The sequence below is a fragment of the Halorussus sp. AFM4 genome (assembly GCF_051194995.1).
Lineage (GTDB): Archaea > Halobacteriota > Halobacteria > Halobacteriales > Haladaptataceae > Halorussus.
Genome location: NZ_JBNTJT010000005.1, coordinates 106,058 through 123,639, shown reverse-complemented (window position 1 = coordinate 123,639; position 17,582 = coordinate 106,058). Strand labels below are relative to the sequence as shown.

Genomic DNA, 17,582 nt, shown 5'->3' with positions numbered 1-17,582 from the left:
CTACAGGTTCGACCGGGCGTCGCCGCCGTCGATCATCACCGACTCGCCGTTGATGAAGCTCGCGCGGTCCGACAGCAGGAACGCGACGACGTTGCCGAACTCCGCGGGCGAGCCGAGGTCGCCCATCGGGATGTCGTCGGTCCAGGCCTCCTCGCTCTCCGCGTAGGTCTCGAACCGGCCCTGCTCGACCGCGTTCTCGATGAGGTAGACCATCCGGTCGGTCTCGTGGGCGCCCGGCATCACCGCGTTGACCCGGACGTCGGGGGCGAGCTCGCGCGACAGCGTCTTCTCCAGCCCGATGACGCCCATCCGAACCGAGTTCGACAGGACGAGGTCGTCGATGGCCTCCTTGACGCTGTGGGACGTCGAGCTGACGATGCTGCCGCCGTCGCCCGCCTCGAGGTGGTCGACCGACTCCCGGACGAGCCGGACGACGCTCATCACCAGCAGGTCGTACGCCTGGTACCACTCCTCGTCGGTGGTCTCGCTGAACGGCTTGCTCGGCGGGCCGCCGGCGTTGGTCACGAGGTGGTCGAGGCCGCCGAACTCGTCGACGGTCCGCTGGACCAGCCGCTCGATGTCGTCGGGGTCGGTGAGGTCGGCGGGCTGGCCGACGACCTCGCCCTCGGCGACCTCGCGGATGTCCTCGACCGCCGCGTCGAGTCGCTCCTCGTCCCGGCCGTTGACGACGACGTTCGCTCCCTCGCGCGCCAGCGCGGTCGCGGCGGCCTTGCCGAGGCCGCTGCTCGACGCCGATACCAGTGCCGCGTTGCCCTCGATTCCGAGGTCCATGGGTAGCAATCAGAGCCGACGGCCTTAGTCCCACGAATCTCGACAATTCTTTCCGCAACATCTGTCCGCTTTCGAAGTTCGCCCGCGTCCCCCAGTCCGCTCACTCGGCTGTGAACTCACTCGGCCATGAACTGGCTCGCCTGCGGTTCCAGCGGGTCGGTGCGGACCTCGACCAGCGTCGGGCCGTCGCTGCCGAGCGCGGCGTCGAGGCTGTCCCGGATGTCGGCCGGCGCGTCGGCGCGGTACGCCTCGACGCCCATCCCCTCCGCGACGGCGGCGAAGTCGACGGGGACGTCCGCCCAGCCGTACTCCCGCTCCGAGAGGCGGTAGCTCCGGCCGGCCTCCTCGCTGATGATGGCGTAGTCGTCGTTGTTGAGCACCACGACAGTGACCGGCAGGTCCTCGGCCGCGGCGGTGTGGAGCTCGTGGACGCACATCATCAGGCCGCCGTCGCCGACCAGGGCGACGACGGGCGCGTCGGGATTGGCGTACTGCGCGCCGATGGCCGACGGCAGGCTCGTCCCCATCGTGGCCCACGAACCGGGGTTGACGTACCGCTGGGGACCGGCGGCGTCGAAGACGTTGAGCGCCCAGACCCGCGACCCGCCGGCGTCCGCGGTGACGATGGCCTCCTCGGGGAGCGCGCTCCGGACCGCGCGCAGCGCCCGCACCGAGGTGATCGGCGGCGAGTCGCCGAGCAGCGGCTCGATGCGCTCGTCGTACGCCGACCGGACGGCGCTCGCGCGCTCCGTCCCCAGTTCGGGACGGTCGACGCCGGCCTCGTCGAGACCATCGGCGAGCGCCGCCAGCACCTCACGGGCATCGCCGACGACTCCGACCGTCGGCTCGTAGCCCCGGCCGATGTCACCGGCGTCGAGCGTCGCGTGGACCAGCGCGTCGGGCAGTTCGACCGACCACCCGCGGCTCGCGTGGGCGTCGAGGTCGGTCCCGACCGCGAGGCACGCGTCGGCGTCGGCGAGGCAGGAGAGCAGTTCGGGGCTGGCGCTGCCGCTCAGCGTCCCGGCACTGAGGGCGTGGCGCTCGGGGACGACGCCCTTGCCCTTGTACGTCGTCACGATCGGCGCGCCGAGGCGCTCGGCGACCGCGATCAGTTCGTCCGTCGCGCCGGCCGCGCGGACGCCGCCGCCCGCAAGCACCACGGGCTCGGCCGCGTCGGCCAGCAGGTCCCGGGCTGCCGCGACCGCGTCCGTCGGCACGCCGACGGTGGACTCGGTGTCGAACTCCGGCGGGTCGGCGAGCGCGACGTCCGCGGGGAGGAAGCTCTTCGGGATCCCGACCCGGACGGGCCCTTTCGGCGGCGTGCGGGCCACCGCGATGGCCCGCTCGAGTTCGGCGACCGTCGCCTCCGGGGTCTCGACCAGCACGTTCTCCTTCACGACGTTGTCGTAGGTGTCGGGCGGGGTCTCGTGGATGGCGTCGCCGCCGCGGAGGTCGGGGTCGGTCTCGATGGCGACGTGGAGCAGCGGGACGCAGTCGTTGAGCGCGTTCTTCAGCCCGTTCATCGCGTTCATGTCGCCGGGGCCGGGCACCACGACCGTCGCGGCCATCCGGTCGCTCGTCGCGGCGTACCCCCACGCCTGGTGGGTCACCGCGGTCTCGTGGCGGGCCACGACGAACCGGATGTCCTCGCGCTCCCCGATGGTCTCGTTCAGCGGGAGCGACTGCTTGCCCGGGATTCCGAAGACGGTGTCTACGTCGCTGTCGACGAGTGTGTCGACCACGGCCTGGTTGACGATCACGTTCTCCTCTCTGACCCGGGGTAACTTAAACGTTCGACGACCGCCCGGCGGCCGGGCTGTTCGATGGCATCAAACGTAGTATCTCGACGATTACTCCGATTTCGCGCTCGCTAACCTATCGTTACGGACGAGGGAACCGCGACCGAGCGTTTGATGTTGCCGAACGTCCGGTGGTCATTCACGAGAGCTCCGCGTTGACCTCGATCACGTTGGCGGTCCGCAGCAGTTCGTCCTTCAGTTCGGTCTCGATCTTGTCGTCGGTGATGCGGCGCGCCGGCCCGGAGATGCTGATGCCGCCGAGGACGCCGCCCTCGTCGTCGCGGAGCGGCGCGCCGATGCAGCGCACGCCCCGGACGCGCTCCTCGTCGTCGACGGCGTATCCCCGTTCGCGGACCTCCTCGAGCCGGCGCCGGAGCGCCTCGGGGTCGGTGACGGTGTTCTCGGTCCGGCGGGGGAGCCCCGACTCCTCGACGATCTCCGCGACGCGGCGCTCGGGCAGGTGGGCCATCATCGCCAGGCCGACCGAGATGCAGTGGGGATCGACGTACCTGCCGACGGGTGACGTCGTCTTGATCGCGTTCTCGCCCTCGACGCGGTGGACGACCACCGCCTTCGTCCCCTCGAGGAGCGCGAACTGCGTGCGCTCGCCGGTCATCTCCGCGAGCTTCCCGAGCTCGCTCGCGACCAGGTCGTAGATCTCGATGCGCTCCTTGACGCGCTCTGCCAGGCTGATCGGCCGGAGCCCGAGCCGGTACCCGTCCTCGGACTTGCTGACCAGCCCCTCCCGTGACAGGGTGGCCAGGTGCGTGTGGACCGTCCCCTTCGTTATCCCCAGCTCCTCGGCGAGTTCTGTGATGCCCATCGCCCCTTCGCGCTCGATGGCGCCGATGATCTCGCAGGTGCGCTCGACCGCCTGGATCGACCGCGGGGGTTCGTCGCGTTCCATGGGGCGTGTTGGCGCGCAGTGCAGTAAAAGCGTTTTGCTCTGTCAAACGCAGTCGCCCGGAACGTCGCGGGAGCGAGACCACCTCGATCGCCCTGTCCGGCCGTATCGTGCTGAATGCGGCCCTCTGGCAGCAGATCCTCGACTACCTCCGCGTTTGACAGGGTGGAACGATGGCGGGGCCGGGCTCGCGACCGGGGGTCGGGCCGCCCGGGCCTCACAGCTCCCGGCGGCGGTAGAGGTACGCGGGGATCATCAGGAACGGGAAGAGCAGCGTCCCGACGAGATGGAGGCCGGTGTCGGGCTGCCAGTTGGGGGTGACGGAGTCGAGGTAGCGCGCGTCCAGGTACATCGCGGCGGGCGCGAGCAGGAACCCGGCGAACAGGAACGGTAGCGACGACCTGACCGCTCCGACGACGAGGAAGGCGGCGGCCAGGTAGAGTCCGTAGTGCCACCGGTCCCAGTGGTCGGACTCGGCGTCGTACGCCGGCACGGATACCTCCGAGTCCTCGCCGTAGGCGAGGCTGTCCTCCCAGCCTCGGGCGTCCGTCGCCGCCTCGCCTCGCGAACTCTCCTTGGAAGACATACTCAGACATAGCGGAGCGACCGTGATATTCGTTCCGGTGTCGGTCACTCCGACAGGGTCGTCCGGCGGACGCGAACTCCGGTTCGGTGTCCGGCCTCACCGTCTGTTCGCCTGCGACGCCGACTCCGCAGAGGACCGAGCCGGAGGCTTCTCGTTCGCGGTGACTTTACGTTCCCATTACGGAACTAGAGGTGTAATGGACTACGTCGAGTTAACAACTCACTAACTTCGCCGACCGTCGCGTAAGGTCGCATGTCCACGCGACGGGTCACGAGTACTTCAGGTTCAGTTCGAGCTCGTTCACCGTCCCGAGCAGGAGGTTCGGGATCTCCTCCTCGAACCACTCGCCCTTCATCCGGTGGCTCGGCCCGGAGATGCTCAGCGACCCGATGAGCTCGCCCGTCCCGTCCGTGAGCGGGACGCCGACCGCGCGGAGTCCCTCCGTGTTCTCCTCCTTGTTCACCGCGAACCCCCGCTCGCGGGTGGCGTCGAGTTCGTCGAGCAGTTCGTCGGCGTCCGTGATCGTGTTGTCCGTGAGCGCGGGCAGCCCCCATCGGTCGAGGATCCGCTCGACCCGCTCTTCCGGGAGGGAGGCGAGCACCGCCTTCCCCGCCGCGGTCGAGTGGAGGTAGATCCGCTTCCCGAGGCCCGAATCCGTCGAGACGGCCCGCTCTCCCGTCTCGCGGTGGAGGTAGACGCCGCGGCCGTGCTCCTCGACGATGAACTGGCACCGCTCCTCGGTCTCCTCGGCCAGGTGCTTCACCTTCGGCTTAACGAGCTCGAACGCCTCTTTGCGCTCCTGTGCGGCCTCGCCCAGCTGCAGGAAGCGCGAGCCGATGAGGTACTGGTCACCCTCCTTCACGACGTATCCCATCTCGTACAGCGTCGCGAGGTGGCTGTGCACCGTGCTGTCGGCCAGCCCCAGGTGGTCGGCGAGCTCGGTCACCCGCGCGCCGTCGAGGTCCTCGAGCCCTTCGATGACCGTGAACGCCGTCTCGGTCGTCTTGACCGTCCGACCCGTCTTGTCGTGGTCTGCCATAACTTATCATCCTATTCTGGTGGGTGGTACTTATAATTCGCCCCTCGAAAACTGACATTCGGTAGCACGGACCGAAGCCGTCCGGCCGTTCGGCACCAGACCGCGGTAATCGCCCGAACGAGGCCCAAAACCGGATCGAATCGGTGTATCCCGGCACTTCCGGCGCTCTGTGAGTTCGCTGACTGCGAATCATCGCTCCGGTGGACCGTTCGTTCGTCCGACCCGTCGATCACCCTCGTCTCGGCCATAATCGTACGACGGGAGGCGTGGAACGGGGGAGTCGAAAGCGAGTAAACGGGAAGCTCGTTTCCGATAATTTGTCCCCGTGTCCCGATTCGCAGTCGCCGAACGGTCCTCAGTCGAGGTCCCCGGGCTGCGTCCCGACGCCCTCGACCCAGCCCGGCGGTTTCGCCGCGCTCGGCTCGGCGTACTCCCGTTTCAGCACCATGGGGGTCCGTTCGAGCGACAGCACCAGGTCGTCGTCCTGGTTGTACGCGCGCAGCTCCGTCGTGACGATGCCGACGTGGTCGCGCGAGTCGCTCTCGCGCTTGTCCAGCACCTCGCTCTCGGCGAAGATGGTGTCGCCGTGGAACACCGGCGCGTGGTGGCGGATGTCGTCGTACCCCAGGTTCGCGGTCGCGTTCTGGGAGACGTCGATGACGCTCATCCCGACCGCCAGCGCGATGACGAACGTGCCGTCGACGAGGCGCTCGCCGAACTCGGTCTCGGCGGCGTACGCCTCGTTGAAGTGCATCGGGTTGAGGTTCATGCTCACGTTCGTGAACCAGACGTTGTCGGTCTCGGTCACGGTCCGGCCGTACGGGTGCTTGTAGATGTCCCCGACCTCGAAGTCCTCGTAGTAGCGCCCGTCCCAGCCGGCGACGAGCCGGCGGGACTTCTCGTCGGAACTGTCGGCGTCCTCGTTCTCGGTCATCGTGCGTTCACCACTGCCGGGGAAGCGACCAAAAAAGTTCGCGGCGCGGTCAGTACGACCGGGGCAGCCCGAGCACGTTCTCGCTCACGTAGTTGAGCGCGAGCTGCTGTGTGATCGGGACAAGCCGGGTCAGCCGCGCCTCGCGGAAGTACCGCTCGACGTCGTACTCCCGGGCGACCCCGAACCCGCCGTGGGTCTGGACCGCGGCGTCGGCGGCCTCGTAGCAGGCCTCCGCGGCGAGGTACTTCGACATGTTGGCGCGGGCGCCGACGTCGGCGCTCTCCCCGTCGGTCTCGCCGGCGGCGGCGTACGTCATCTGCTTGGCGGCCTGGACGCGGGCGTGGGCCTCCGCGATAGGGTGCTGTATCGACTGGTTGGCGCCGATGGGCCCGCCGAACACCTCGCGCTCGTTGGCGTACTCGACCGCGCGCTCGACGGCCAGTTCGCCCAGGCCGATGCACTCGGCGGCCACGACCAGCCGCTCCTCGTTCAGCCCGTCGAGCACCTGGTAGAACCCCTCACCCTCCTCGCCGACGAGGTGGTCTTCCGGCACCCGGAGGTCCTCGAACCAGAGCTCGAAGGAGTGGACGAACTCGCTGACCGACTTGTCGATCTGCTCGACGTCGAGCGCGTCCTGCGCGTGCGCGTCTTCGAGGTCGACGAGGAACATCGAGATGCCCCGCGTCTTCTTCTCGACCTCCGACTTCGGCGTCGTTCGGGCGACGAGCACGAGGTAGTCGCTCTGGTCGACCCGCGAGGTCCAGATCTTCTGCCCGTTGATGACGTACTCGTCGCCGTCCCTCTCCGCGCGGGTCTCGATGGACGTCGAGTCCGAGCCGGCGTTGGGCTCGGTCAGCCCGAACGCCTGGATCGCGGTCTCGCCCGCCGCGACGTCGGGCAACAGCTCGGACTTGAGCTCCTCGCTCCCGTACTTCACGAGCGGGACGGTGTTGTAGATGCCGCCGTGGACCGCCTGCGCGGCGCTGAACCCGCCGCCGTTGGCCGCGATCTCCTCCATCATTACCACTACTTCGGCGGTGTCCATGCCCGCGCCGCCGTACTCCTCGGGGATGAGCGCGCCCAGCCACCCCCGGTCGGCCAGCTCGTCGACGAACTCGGTCGGGTACTCGCCGGTCCGGGACCGCTCGCGCCAGTACGCCCGGTCGTAGTCCTCGCAGAGTTCCCGGATGCTCCGCTGGACCAGCCGCTGCTGCTCCGTCAGCGGGACGGAGTCCCTGAAGCGATGAACCATCACCTGACGTATGTCGGGGCGGGCTATTAGTTCCGACGGTGGGTCGGCCGACGCGGTCCGAGCGGGGTCGACGCGGCCGGAGCGCGTCGGTCGGCGCGCGGACCGCTCACTCGGTCCGGACCAGCGCGTCGACCACCGAGACGCCGTCCGGGCCGACCATCACGGGGTTGAGGTCGAGTTCGGCCAGCGACTCGACCTCCACCGCGAGGTCGCCGACCCGGACCGCGAGGTCCGCGAGCGCGTCGACCCCGTCGTCCCCGTCTCCTCCGTCCTCCCCGTCCTCGCTCGCGAGCAACGTGTCGAGCCTGGTCTCCGCGATCGCCTCCCGGGCCTCCTCGGCCGTGAGCGGCGGGACCCGCAGCGCGCGCTCGTCGTACTCCTCGACGAGCGTGCCGCCCGGCCCGACCGCCACCAGCGGGCCGAACTCCGGGTCGCGGGTGACCCCGACCAGCGCCTCGACGCCCGCCGCGACCTGCGGCTGGACCAGCACGCCCTCGACGTCGGCGTCGGGGACCGCCCCGCGGACGTTCGCGACGATCTCCTCGTAGGCGTCGCGGGCCGCGGCCCGGGACTTGACGCCGACTTCCACTCCGCCGACCCGGTTCCGGTGGGGCACGTCCGGCGAGTCGACCTTGAGCACCGCCGGGAATCCGAGCTCGGCGGCGACCCGCCCGGCCTCGTCGGCGCTCTCGACGCTCCGCGTCTCCACCGGCTCGATACCGTACTCCCCGAGCAGCGCCGCCGCCTCGCCCCAGGTCAGCACGCGTCCCGTCGGAAGCTCGGGGACGGCTCGATTGCCGCCCGCAGATGCCACCGTCCCTGCCGTCCGCTCGTTCCGGTCCCGCCACGCCGGCCGGTCGGCGAGCCGGTCGCGGGCCTCGCCGACCCCGACCAGCGAGGCCAGCGCGTCCATGCACCGACCGGGGTCGTAGAACAGCGGGACCTCCTCGCGGACGCGCTCGTAGGGCTGCGGGTCGTCGAGGTCGCCCGGCTCCTTCCGGCCGGTCCAGAGGAACAGCACCGGCTCTGTCGCCGCCTCCGCTACGGCGAGCAGGTCGTCGGCGATGTCGTCGGCCCGCTCGTCGACCGCCGACAGGCCGATGGCGAACACGTAGGCGTCGTAACTGTCGTCGGCGAACACCGCCTCCGCGATCTCCGGCAGGTGGTCGGCGCCGTAGCCCCGGATGTCGATGGGGTTGTGGAGTTCGCCGAACGTCAGCAGCCCCTCCATGTCGAGCAGCGTCTGTTCGGCCTCGCCCGTCAGGTCGGGCACCGCCAGGCCGCGCTCGCTCGCCATGTCCGCCAGCAGGCTCGCCAGCCCGCCGCTGGTCGAGGCCACGCAGACCCGGTTCGAAGCCGGCGGGTCGAACGCGGCGTGGGCGCTCGCCCGGCCGAGCAGGTCCGGGATGTCGGGGACCTGCTCGACGCCGACCTGCTCGCAGACGGCGTCCCAGGCGTCGTCGCTGCCGACCAGCGACCCGGTGTGGGACATGGCCGCGTCCTCGGCCGCGGTCGAGCCGCCAATCTTGGTCGCGAGCACCGGCGTGCCGCCCCGGACCGCGGCGTCGGCGACCTCCATGAACCGCCGGGGCTGGGCGAGCCCCTCGACGTAGGTGCAGATGACCTCGACCGCGGGGTCGGCCGCCATGTACTCGACGTAGTCGGCCAGCGTCTGGTCGGCCTCGTTGCCGGTCGAGACGATGTGGGAGAACGCCAGGTCCTCGTCGGCCGCGCGCTCGAAGAAGGTGGTGAACGCCAGCGCGCCAGAGTGGCTGACGAGCCCGACGTTGCCGGGTTCGGGCTTGCGCGAGCAGGTGCTGGTCAGCACCGTCTCCTCGCGGGCGTTGGCCAGGCCGATGCAGTTCGGGCCGCACACCCGGACGTCGTGTTCGGCTGCCGCGTCGGCGAGCTCCCGCTGGCGTCGCCTCCCCTCGTCGTCGGCCTCCGCGAAGCCGGCGGTGATGACCAGCGCGGCCGGGACGCCCATCTCGCCCGCGGACTCGACGACGCCGACGACGTACTCCCGGGGCACGCTGACGACCGCGAGGTCGACGACCTCGGGCACGTCCGCGATGCTGTCGTAGCAGGGCCGGCCCCACGCCTCGTCGCGGCTCGGGTTGACGGGGTACACCTCCCCGTCGAAGCCGTAGTCGAGCAGGTTGTCCATCAGCTGCGAGGAGTACCACGAGTCGGGGCTGGCGCCCACCACGGCGACCGAGTCGGGCGCGAAGAGGGGGTCGAGGTCCGCGCGGTCGCTCGCTCCCGGGTCGCTCCGCCCGCGCTCGGCCTCGTCACTCATCGCGACCCCCGAACGCGCCCTCGGCGCGCCAGTCGTCCAGCGTCGTCTGCTCGCCCGCGACGTCCGCGAAGACCTCCTCGGTGTGCTCGCCGAGCCGCGGCGCGGGCGACCGGATGTCGGTGTCGAAGTCGGGGAAGTTGACCGGGTGGCCGGGCAGCACCACCTCGCCGGCGTCGGGGTCGTCGTGCCTCCGGACGAGTCCCCGCGCCCGGGCCTGGTCGTGGTCGACGACGTCGCCGACGTCGTTGAGCGGCCCGTTCGGGAAGCCGGCGTCGGTCAGCTCGTCGAGCCAGTAGTCGGTCGGCTCCTCCGCGAACTCCTCCTGGATGACGCCGACGACCTCCTCCTCGTGCTCGACGCGCTCGGCGTTGGTCTGGTACTGCCGGAGCTCCTCGCGGCCGAGCATGTCGACGAAGTCGTCCCACCGGTCGTCGCTCGGCACGCCCGTGACGACGTGGCCGTCGGCCGTCTCGAACAGCTGGTACGGCACCAGCGACTGGTGGGACGTCCCCTGCGGGCCGGGCACCTCGCCGGTCATCTCGTTGAAGGTGAAGTACTCGTTCATGATGCTGACGATGGCGTCGAACAGCCCGACGTCGAACTTGCCGACGAACTCGCCGTCGGCGTTTCCGTCGACGTCGCCCGACGAGTCCTCTCCCTCCGCAGAGGAGCCCAGCCGCCGGTCGCGCTCGTGGAGCCGCGCGAGTATCGCGATGGCGGCGAACATGCCCGCGCTCAGGTCGCCGATGGCCTGGCCGACCTTGACCGGCTCGCCGCCCTCCGGGCCGGTCACGCTCATGATGCCGCCCTCGGCCTGGAGGATGAGGTCGAGCCCCTTCTTCTCCTTCAGGGGACCGGTCTCGCCGTAGCCCTTGATGCTGGCGTAGATTATGCCCTCGTTGAACTCCCGGACGTCGTCGTAGCCGATGCCGAGCTTGTCGGTGACGCCGTAGCCGAAGTTCTCGATAAAGACGTCCGCGTCGGCCAGCAGGTCGCGGGTCGCCTCCCGGCCGGCGTCGGTCTTGAGGTCGACGGTCACCGACCGCTTGTTCCGGTTGTTCGCCATGAAGTAGCCCGACTTGCCCGCCGGCCCGGGGCCCTGGTCGCGGGCCGGGTCGCCGGCGCCCGGGCGCTCGATCTTGACGACCTCCGCGCCCAGATCGGCCAGCAGCGCGCCACAGAACGGGCCGGCGCGGTGGGCGGTCATCTCGACGACGGTCAGGTCCGACAGCGGTCCCTGTGACGACATACCCTACCAGTCCCGGGGCAGGGTCAAAAAATTTGGTAGCGGCGCGACGACGAATCCGCCCCTGCGGGTCGTCCGGTGGCGGATCCCAGACCCCGGCTACTCCTCGTTGAACTCGTCGACCAGCTCCCGGCGCTCGTCGGTCGCGAACTGCTCCCACCAGAGCTCGGCCTCGTACTCCCGCGCGGTCTCGATGTCAGGGGCGTTCGCGGCCTGGTTGATGGCCTTCTTGGAGTTCTTGACCGCCAGCCGGCCGGTGTCCCGGATGGCGTCGACGATCCCGTCTACCTTCTGGTCGAGCTCGTCGGGGGCGACCGCGTGGTTGATGAGGCCGATCTGCTCGGCCTCGTCGGCGCCGATGAAGCCCGCCGTCAGGACGAGTTCCTTGGCCTTGGCCTCGCCGACGAGCTGGACCGCCCGGTAGTTCGACCCGCCGGTCGGGATCTGGCCGATGTTGCAGGTCGGGACCCCGAACTGGGACTCCTCGGTCGCGACCCGCATGTCGCAGTACATCGCGAGGATCATCCCGCCGCCCGCGCAGTAGCCGTCGATCTTCGCGATGACCGGCGCGTGGAGGTCGAGCGGCGCGCGGTAGATGTCGTAGAACAGGTCCTGGCGGTCCTTCTGACGCGGGTCGTGCTCCTCGGCCGTGCCGGCGTACTGCTCGATGTCCGCCCCGGCGGAGAACGCGTCCTCGCCCTCGCCGGTGACGACCACGGCGTCGACGTCCCGGTCGAGCTGGAGCTCGGCGAACGCCCGCTGGAGGTCGAGCATCACCTCGGTGTTCAGCGCGTTGTACTTCTCGGGTCGGTGGAACTCGACGGTGGCGACGCCCTCGTCCACGTCCACCGTGATGCTCTCGTAGGCGCTGTAGAAGCCCATACACCGAACCGATACAGAACGTGTCGAGAAAGAACTTTGGGTGGGATTCACAGCCGACGGCGGCGTCCCGGGCGCCGCGGCGGGCGACGACGCCGCTCGGCGGTCTGCCGGGCGTCTCCGCGGGCAGAACTTATCACGCCGCCGGACCCACAGTGGGTATGGCACCCATCGCCGCGGAGACGCTCCGCGAGGAGACGGAGGTCCTCGCGTTCGACCTCTGGGACACGCTGCTCGACCGCGAATCGACGCTCGTCCCGGCGCTCGCCGACCTGCTCGACGCCCACGGGAGCGACTACGACCCCGACGTCCTGCTCCGGCGCTACCTGGCGATGCACTTCCGGGACTCGATGATCGACTCGCTGGTTCCGGGACCTCACACCCCGTTCAAGGAGATCAGCCGGCGCGCGCTGACCTACCGGCTCGAACAGCTCGGCCTCGACGTGCCCGACGAGGCGGTGCGCGAGCTCGTCCGGCAGTGGAAGGAGCTCGAACCGTATCCCGACGTGGACGCCGCGCTCGGCGACCTCGGCGAGGCCTACACCCTCGTCGGGCTCTCGAACGGCGACCCGGACATGCTCGCCGCGGTCCGCCCGAACTTCGAGACCGACCTCGACGGCGTCGTCTCGGTGGCCGAGGCGGGCGCGTACAAGCCCCACCGCGCCTCCTACGACCTCGTCTGCGAGCGGTTCGACGTCGCGCCCCACGAGGTGACGTTCGTGACCGCCCACACCTTCGACCTGGTCGGCGCGAAGGCGGTCGGGATGCGCGGCGCCTACCTCAACCGCCACGACAACCCGTTCGGGGGCTGGCCCCAGCGGCCGGACCTGGTCGTCGAGGACACGGTCGAACTGGCGGACGTGCTGCTGGAGGCGTAGCCGTCGTGAGCGACCGCAACTCTCCCGGCGTCGATACGGACCCCCGTCCCCTGGCCGGGGCGCGCGTCCTCGACTGCACCCAGATGCTCTCGGGACCGTTCGCCACCCAGCTGCTCGCTGATCTGGGCGCAGACGTCGTCAAGGTCGAACGCCCCGACATCGGCGACATCACCCGCGCGGTCGGGCCGACCGTCGGCGACTCGGACACCACGGCCTACTTCGCCTCGGTCAACCGGGGCAAGCGCAGCGTCGAGCTCGACCTCTCGACCGCCGCGGGCGCCGCCGCGTTCGAGCGCCTGGCCGCCGACGCCGACGTGCTGGTCGAGAACTACCGACCCGGGACGATGGCGGAGTGGGGCCTGGGCTACGACGACCTCCGCGAGGGCAACGAGGACCTGGTATACTGCTCGATTTCGGGCTTCCTGGACGGCCCCTACCGCGACCTGGCCGCGTTCGACATGGTCGTCCAGGCGCTCGCCGGCAGCATGAGCACCACGGGCGCGGAAGACGGCCCGCCGGCCCGACCCGGCATCCCGGTCGGCGACGTCTGCGCCGGGATGTACGCCGCGCTCTGCGTCGTGACCGCGCTCGGCGGCCGCGACCGCCACGGCGGCCAGCGCATCGAGGTCCCGATGTTCGAGGGGCTGGTGTCGTGGCTGACCGAGCGCGCCGGCCGGACGCTGGCCACCGGCGAGCCCTACCCGAGGATGGGCACCGCCCACCCGTCGCTCGCGCCGTACCGGGCGTTCGAGACCGCCGACGGCTGGTTCGCGGTGGCCGTCGGGAGCGAGGGGACCTGGCAGTCGCTCTGCGAGGCCGTCGACCGGCCGGACCTGGCCGACGACTCCCGCTTCGCGACCAACGCCGACCGGGTCGAGCACCGCGAGGAGCTGACCGCGGAACTGGAACCGCTGTTCGCCGGACGGTCCGCCGAGGAGTGGTTCGACCGGTTCCGGGAACACGGCGTTCCCGGCGCGCCCATCCGGGACACGGTCGAGGTGTTCGAGGACCCCCAGCTCCGGGAGAGCGCGGTGACCAGCGACCTCGAGATCGGCGGCGTCGACCTCCCGCTGGTCGAGTTCCCCGCGCAGTTCTCCGGGTTCGAGACCGGCGCCGACCGGGCGCCCCCGCGGCTCGGTGCGGACACCGACGACGTGCTCGGCGACGTCCTCTCGGCGGCCGAACTTCGGGCGGTCAGGGACGGCGAGTCGTAGCCCGGCCCGGGCTACCGCCCCGCGCTACGACCCGAACGCCGACCACCCCGCCGCGACGACGGCGACGCCCGCGAGCGCGATGCCCGTCGTCGCGAGGAACCCGGTCCCGATGCCCGTGGCGTCGGCCAGGACGCCGAGCAGGAACGGACCTGCCGCCCCGCCGAGCGCCGACGCGGTGTTGGTCACCCCGAACAGCGACCCGCTGTCGGCGTCGGTGGTGGCCGCGGCCGCGAGCGCGTTCGACGCCGGGTAGACCGCGTACATCACGACGCCGAGGACGACGAAGCCGACCGGCAGGACCAGCCGACCGACTGGCAGGAGGGTGAGCCCCGCGACGACGAGCGCGGTCAGCAGGAACGTCGTCACCGTGAACACCCGGCGGTCTGCCCGGTCGACGCCGTAGCCGGCCACGGCCGAGGTGACGCCGGCCGCGACCATCGTGAGCGCGAGCACGAAGTTGCCGTAGGCGGGGTCGGCCCCGACCGCCGAGGAGGCGAACACCGGCGTCCAGGTCTGGACCGCCCGGACCTCCGCGCCGACGACGAAGAACAGCCCGGCGAGCGCCAGCACCGAGGGCGAGAGCACGTACCGCCGGATGCGCCCCGCGAGAACGCCGAGGTCGAGGTCCTCGCCGAACGCCTCCCCGGCGGCCGACCGGAACGACCGGTCGCGGGCGTCGCGGGGGTCGACACGGGGGTAGAGCAGGTACAGCACCGCGGCGAAGCCGACCCCGAGCAGGCTCGCCGCCCGGAGCGCGGTCCGCCAGCCAGCGGTCGCCGCGATGGCGGTCATCAGCAGCGGCGCGAGCATCGACCCGAACGTCCCGAGCGCGCCGTGGATGCCCATGCTCCGGCCGTGGGTCTCGTCGGTCTCGGCGTCGCTGATGACCGCCATCCCCGTCGGGTGGTAGGTGCTGCCGCCGATCCCCGCGAGCACCATCCCGGCGACCATCAGCGGGAACGTCGGCGCGACCGAGACGGTCCCGATACCGACCGCGAGCACCGCCATGCCGAGCGCGAGCAGCAGTCGCTCGCTCCAGACGTCGGCCAGCCGGCCGACCGGGAGCTGGACGACCGAGTACGTGACGAAGAACGTCACCACGAGCAGGCTCGCGTCGGCGTACCCGATGCCCAGACTCGGGACCAGGAACGGGAACAGCGGCGGGACGACGATGCTGAAGAACTCGTTGGCCCCGTGGGTCGTGCTCACCAGCCAGACGAGCCCCGGGTTGTCGACGTCCACGAACGACCGGGCGGTGCGTGCGAACGACATGATTCGACGGTGTCGCTAACCATCGCCCATGTCCGGTTTATAGTTTATCTTCAGACTGGTCGCCCGGACCCCGCGCCCGGAGATCGGTCCGGGAGGTGAGCCGGGCCGATTCGGCGCCACCGGGAAAAGATTCAGTACGGTAGCACCTGACGTGGGGGTATGGAAGTCGCAAGCGTCGAGGCGATTCCGCTGCGTAGAGATCTGGGCGAGCGGTTCGCGAACGCCCAGAAGTGGATCGACAGCCGCGAGTACTGCCTGGTCCGCGTGGAAGCGGACGACGGGACGGTCGGCTGGGGCGAGTGCTGGGGCCCGACCGCGGGCAACCGCGAGATCGTCGAGGAGTACGTCGAACCGTGGCTCACCGGCCGGGACCCCCGGAACGTCGAGCAGATCCACGACGACCTCATCTACAAGCTCCGGTCGTCGTACCACTCCTACGTCCCCGCCAGCGTCGTCAGCGGCGTCGACATCGCGCTGTGGGACCTCTACGGCAAGGCGCTCGGCCAGCCCGTCTCGAACCTCCTCGGCGGCCGGCGGCGCGACCGGGTCCGGGCCTACGCGACGGGCCACTTCTGGGGCGACGTCGACGACTTCGAGGAGCTCCGGGCCGACGTGGTCGAGGAGGCGGAGGGCCACGTCGCGGCGGGGTTCGACGCGCTCAAGAACAAGATCGGACTCGCGCGCCTGCTCGGCTGGGGCCCCGAGAAGGACGTGGAACTCGTCCGGGCCATCCGGGAGGCGGTCGGCGACGACGTCCGCCTGATGACCGACGCCAACCACGCCTACGACGTCGCCGACGCCCGGCGGGTCGCCGAGGGGCTGGCCGACCTCGACGTCCACTTCTTCGAGGAGCCGGTGCCGCCGCGCAACATCGAGAACTACGCCGCGCTCAACGACGAGGTCGAGGTCCCGCTCGCCGGCGGGGAGTGCTGGGCGTTCCAGCACGAGTTCGACCGCGTCCTCGACGCCGACGCGGTGGGGTACGTCCAGCCCGACGTGACCAGCGCGGGCGGGCTCACCTCGACCCGCCGGGTGGCGACGATGGCCGACGCCGCGAACGTCCAGTGCCTGCCCCACGTCTTCGGCAGCGCGGTCGCGCTCGCGGCCAGCCTCCAGGTGCTGGCGACGATTCCGGGCGATCCGATGCTGGAGTTCGACCGCACGCCGAACCCGATCCGGGAGGACCTCGCGGTCGACCCCATCACGAACGACGGCAACGCGGTGCCGATTCCCGACGCGCCCGGCCTGGGCATCGAGATCGACTTGGACGTGCTGGCGGAGTTCCGGGCCGACAGGTAGCGAGGCGACGGCGCGCTCGGGCACGCCGTGCCAGCGCACCGCGCTCGCTGGCCGCGGCGCGTCGGCCGGTCGCCGTCCCCCGAAACCGACCGAGGATTTTTACTGTCGTTCTCCGATTGGTAGTTCATGGCGTACGACATAGCCACGATTCCCGGCGACGGTATCGGGCCGGAGGTCGTCGACGCGGCGCTCCCGCTGTTCGAGGACGCGGCCGACCGTGCCGGCTTCTCCTTCGAGACGACGCGGTACGACTGGGGCACCGAGCGCTACCTCGACGAGGGCGCGATGATGCCCGACGACGGGCTCGACCGACTGGAGCGACACGACTCCATCCTGCTCGGGGCGGTCGGCCACCCCGAGGTCCCCGACCACGTCACCCTCCACGGACTCCTTTTGCCCATCCGGAAGGGGTTCGACCAGGGCGTCTGCAAGCGGCCCTCCGTGCTGTTCGAGGGCATCGAGAGCCCGCTCCGGGGGTACGAGGGCGGCGACATCGACTTCGTGGTCTACCGGGAGAACACCGAGGGCGAGTACGCCGACGTCGGCGGGCGCGAGCACCGCGGGTTCGGCAACGACGTGGCGGTCCAGAGCGGCGTGTTCACCCGCGAGGCGACCGAGCGCATCGTCCGGGCCGCGTTCGAGGCCGCGACCGACCGGGAGGGGAAGCTGACCAGCATCACCAAGTCGAACGCCCAGGCGTACAGCATGGTGTTCTGGGACGATATCGTCGAGGAGATCGCCGCGGAGTACCCCGGCGTCGAGGTCGAGCGCCTGCTTGTCGACGCCGCGAGCATGGACTTCATCCGCCGGCCCGAGGAGTTCGACGTGGTCGTGGCCTCCAACCTCTTCGGCGACATCCTGACCGACATCGGCGCCATCGTCACCGGCAGCATGGGGCTGGCCCCCTCCGCGAACGTCAACCCCGACGGCGAGTACCCCTCGATGTTCGAACCGGTCCACGGGAGCGCGCCCGACATCGTCGGGCAGGGCGTCGCCAACCCCCTCGCGACCGTCCTCTCGGGGTCGATGCTGTTCGAGCACCTGGGCGAGCAGGACGCGGCCGACGCGCTCTGGGACGCGGTGACCGACCAGGTCGCGGACCCAGACGCGCCGCGGACGCCAGACCTCGGCGGGGACGCCGCGACCGAGGACGTGGTCGCCGACCTCCGCGACCGGCTGTCGGGCTGAG

At 70.5% G+C, this 17,582-nt stretch carries 15 protein-coding genes; 4 read left to right on the top strand and 11 right to left on the bottom strand.

The features are described 5' to 3' along the window. The 10 genes from ACQUQF_RS20785 to ACQUQF_RS20740 all read right to left on the bottom strand — a co-directional run bounded on the left by ACQUQF_RS20785 (window position 1) and on the right by ACQUQF_RS20740 (window position 11,733). Window positions 1-792 (bottom strand): SDR family oxidoreductase, encoded by a 792-nt coding sequence (locus ACQUQF_RS20785; RefSeq protein WP_435181093.1) that lies wholly within the window; start codon window positions 790-792, stop codon window positions 1-3. A gap of 116 nt (window positions 793-908) precedes the next feature. Then, complete coding sequence (locus ACQUQF_RS20780; RefSeq protein ID WP_435181092.1) at window positions 909-2,552, bottom strand: thiamine pyrophosphate-binding protein; 1,644 nt, start codon at window positions 2,550-2,552, stop codon at window positions 909-911. A 178-nt stretch (window positions 2,553-2,730) separates the two neighbouring features. Next, a complete protein-coding gene (locus ACQUQF_RS20775) occupies window positions 2,731-3,498 on the bottom strand; it encodes an IclR family transcriptional regulator (protein WP_435181091.1) in 768 nt (255 codons plus the stop codon). Between the two features lie 214 nt (window positions 3,499-3,712). After that, the gene (locus ACQUQF_RS20770) at window positions 3,713-4,081 is read right to left on the bottom strand and encodes a hypothetical protein (RefSeq protein WP_435181090.1); all 369 of its coding nucleotides are present in this window, start codon (window positions 4,079-4,081) and stop codon (window positions 3,713-3,715) included. A 268-nt stretch (window positions 4,082-4,349) separates the two neighbouring features. Next, window positions 4,350-5,120: an IclR family transcriptional regulator gene (locus ACQUQF_RS20765; RefSeq protein WP_435181088.1), complete on the bottom strand. Its 771-nt coding sequence runs from the start codon at window positions 5,118-5,120 to the stop codon at window positions 4,350-4,352. Between the two features lie 355 nt (window positions 5,121-5,475). Then, the gene (locus ACQUQF_RS20760) at window positions 5,476-6,054 is read right to left on the bottom strand and encodes a MaoC family dehydratase (RefSeq protein ID WP_435181086.1); all 579 of its coding nucleotides are present in this window, start codon (window positions 6,052-6,054) and stop codon (window positions 5,476-5,478) included. Between the two features lie 49 nt (window positions 6,055-6,103). Then, complete coding sequence (locus ACQUQF_RS20755; protein ID WP_435181085.1) at window positions 6,104-7,306, bottom strand: acyl-CoA dehydrogenase family protein; 1,203 nt, start codon at window positions 7,304-7,306, stop codon at window positions 6,104-6,106. A 106-nt stretch (window positions 7,307-7,412) separates the two neighbouring features. Further along, window positions 7,413-9,605 carry an acetate--CoA ligase family protein gene (locus ACQUQF_RS20750; RefSeq protein WP_435181084.1) on the bottom strand — a complete coding sequence of 731 codons (2,193 nt, stop codon included), beginning with the start codon at window positions 9,603-9,605 and terminating at the stop codon, window positions 7,413-7,415. Continuing rightward, window positions 9,598-10,854, bottom strand: a complete 1,257-nt coding sequence (locus tag ACQUQF_RS20745) for a CaiB/BaiF CoA transferase family protein (protein ID WP_435181083.1) — start codon at window positions 10,852-10,854, stop codon at window positions 9,598-9,600. The genes ACQUQF_RS20750 and ACQUQF_RS20745 overlap by 8 nt, the downstream gene beginning before the upstream one ends. A gap of 96 nt (window positions 10,855-10,950) precedes the next feature. Next, window positions 10,951-11,733: an enoyl-CoA hydratase/isomerase family protein gene (locus tag ACQUQF_RS20740; protein ID WP_435181082.1), complete on the bottom strand. Its 783-nt coding sequence runs from the start codon at window positions 11,731-11,733 to the stop codon at window positions 10,951-10,953. A 158-nt stretch (window positions 11,734-11,891) separates the two neighbouring features. Between ACQUQF_RS20740 and ACQUQF_RS20735 the strand changes: the two genes are divergently transcribed. Both ACQUQF_RS20735 and ACQUQF_RS20730 read left to right on the top strand, forming a co-directional pair. Continuing rightward, complete coding sequence (locus ACQUQF_RS20735; protein ID WP_435181081.1) at window positions 11,892-12,608, top strand: haloacid dehalogenase type II; 717 nt, start codon at window positions 11,892-11,894, stop codon at window positions 12,606-12,608. A 5-nt stretch (window positions 12,609-12,613) separates the two neighbouring features. Next, the gene (locus ACQUQF_RS20730; RefSeq protein ID WP_435181080.1) at window positions 12,614-13,822 is read left to right on the top strand and encodes a CaiB/BaiF CoA transferase family protein; all 1,209 of its coding nucleotides are present in this window, start codon (window positions 12,614-12,616) and stop codon (window positions 13,820-13,822) included. 24 nt (window positions 13,823-13,846) lie between these two features. Here ACQUQF_RS20730 and ACQUQF_RS20725 read toward each other — a convergent pair whose 3' ends face one another. Then, window positions 13,847-15,094 (bottom strand): MFS transporter, encoded by a 1,248-nt coding sequence (locus ACQUQF_RS20725; protein WP_435181079.1) that lies wholly within the window; start codon window positions 15,092-15,094, stop codon window positions 13,847-13,849. Window positions 15,095-15,253: 159 nt separating this feature from the next. Between ACQUQF_RS20725 and ACQUQF_RS20720 the strand changes: the two genes are divergently transcribed. Both ACQUQF_RS20720 and ACQUQF_RS20715 read left to right on the top strand, forming a co-directional pair. Beyond that, complete coding sequence (locus ACQUQF_RS20720; protein WP_435181078.1) at window positions 15,254-16,393, top strand: mandelate racemase/muconate lactonizing enzyme family protein; 1,140 nt, start codon at window positions 15,254-15,256, stop codon at window positions 16,391-16,393. 126 nt (window positions 16,394-16,519) lie between these two features. Beyond that, a complete protein-coding gene (locus tag ACQUQF_RS20715; protein ID WP_435181076.1) occupies window positions 16,520-17,581 on the top strand; it encodes an isocitrate/isopropylmalate dehydrogenase family protein in 1,062 nt (353 codons plus the stop codon). Window position 17,582 lies beyond the last annotated feature (1 nt).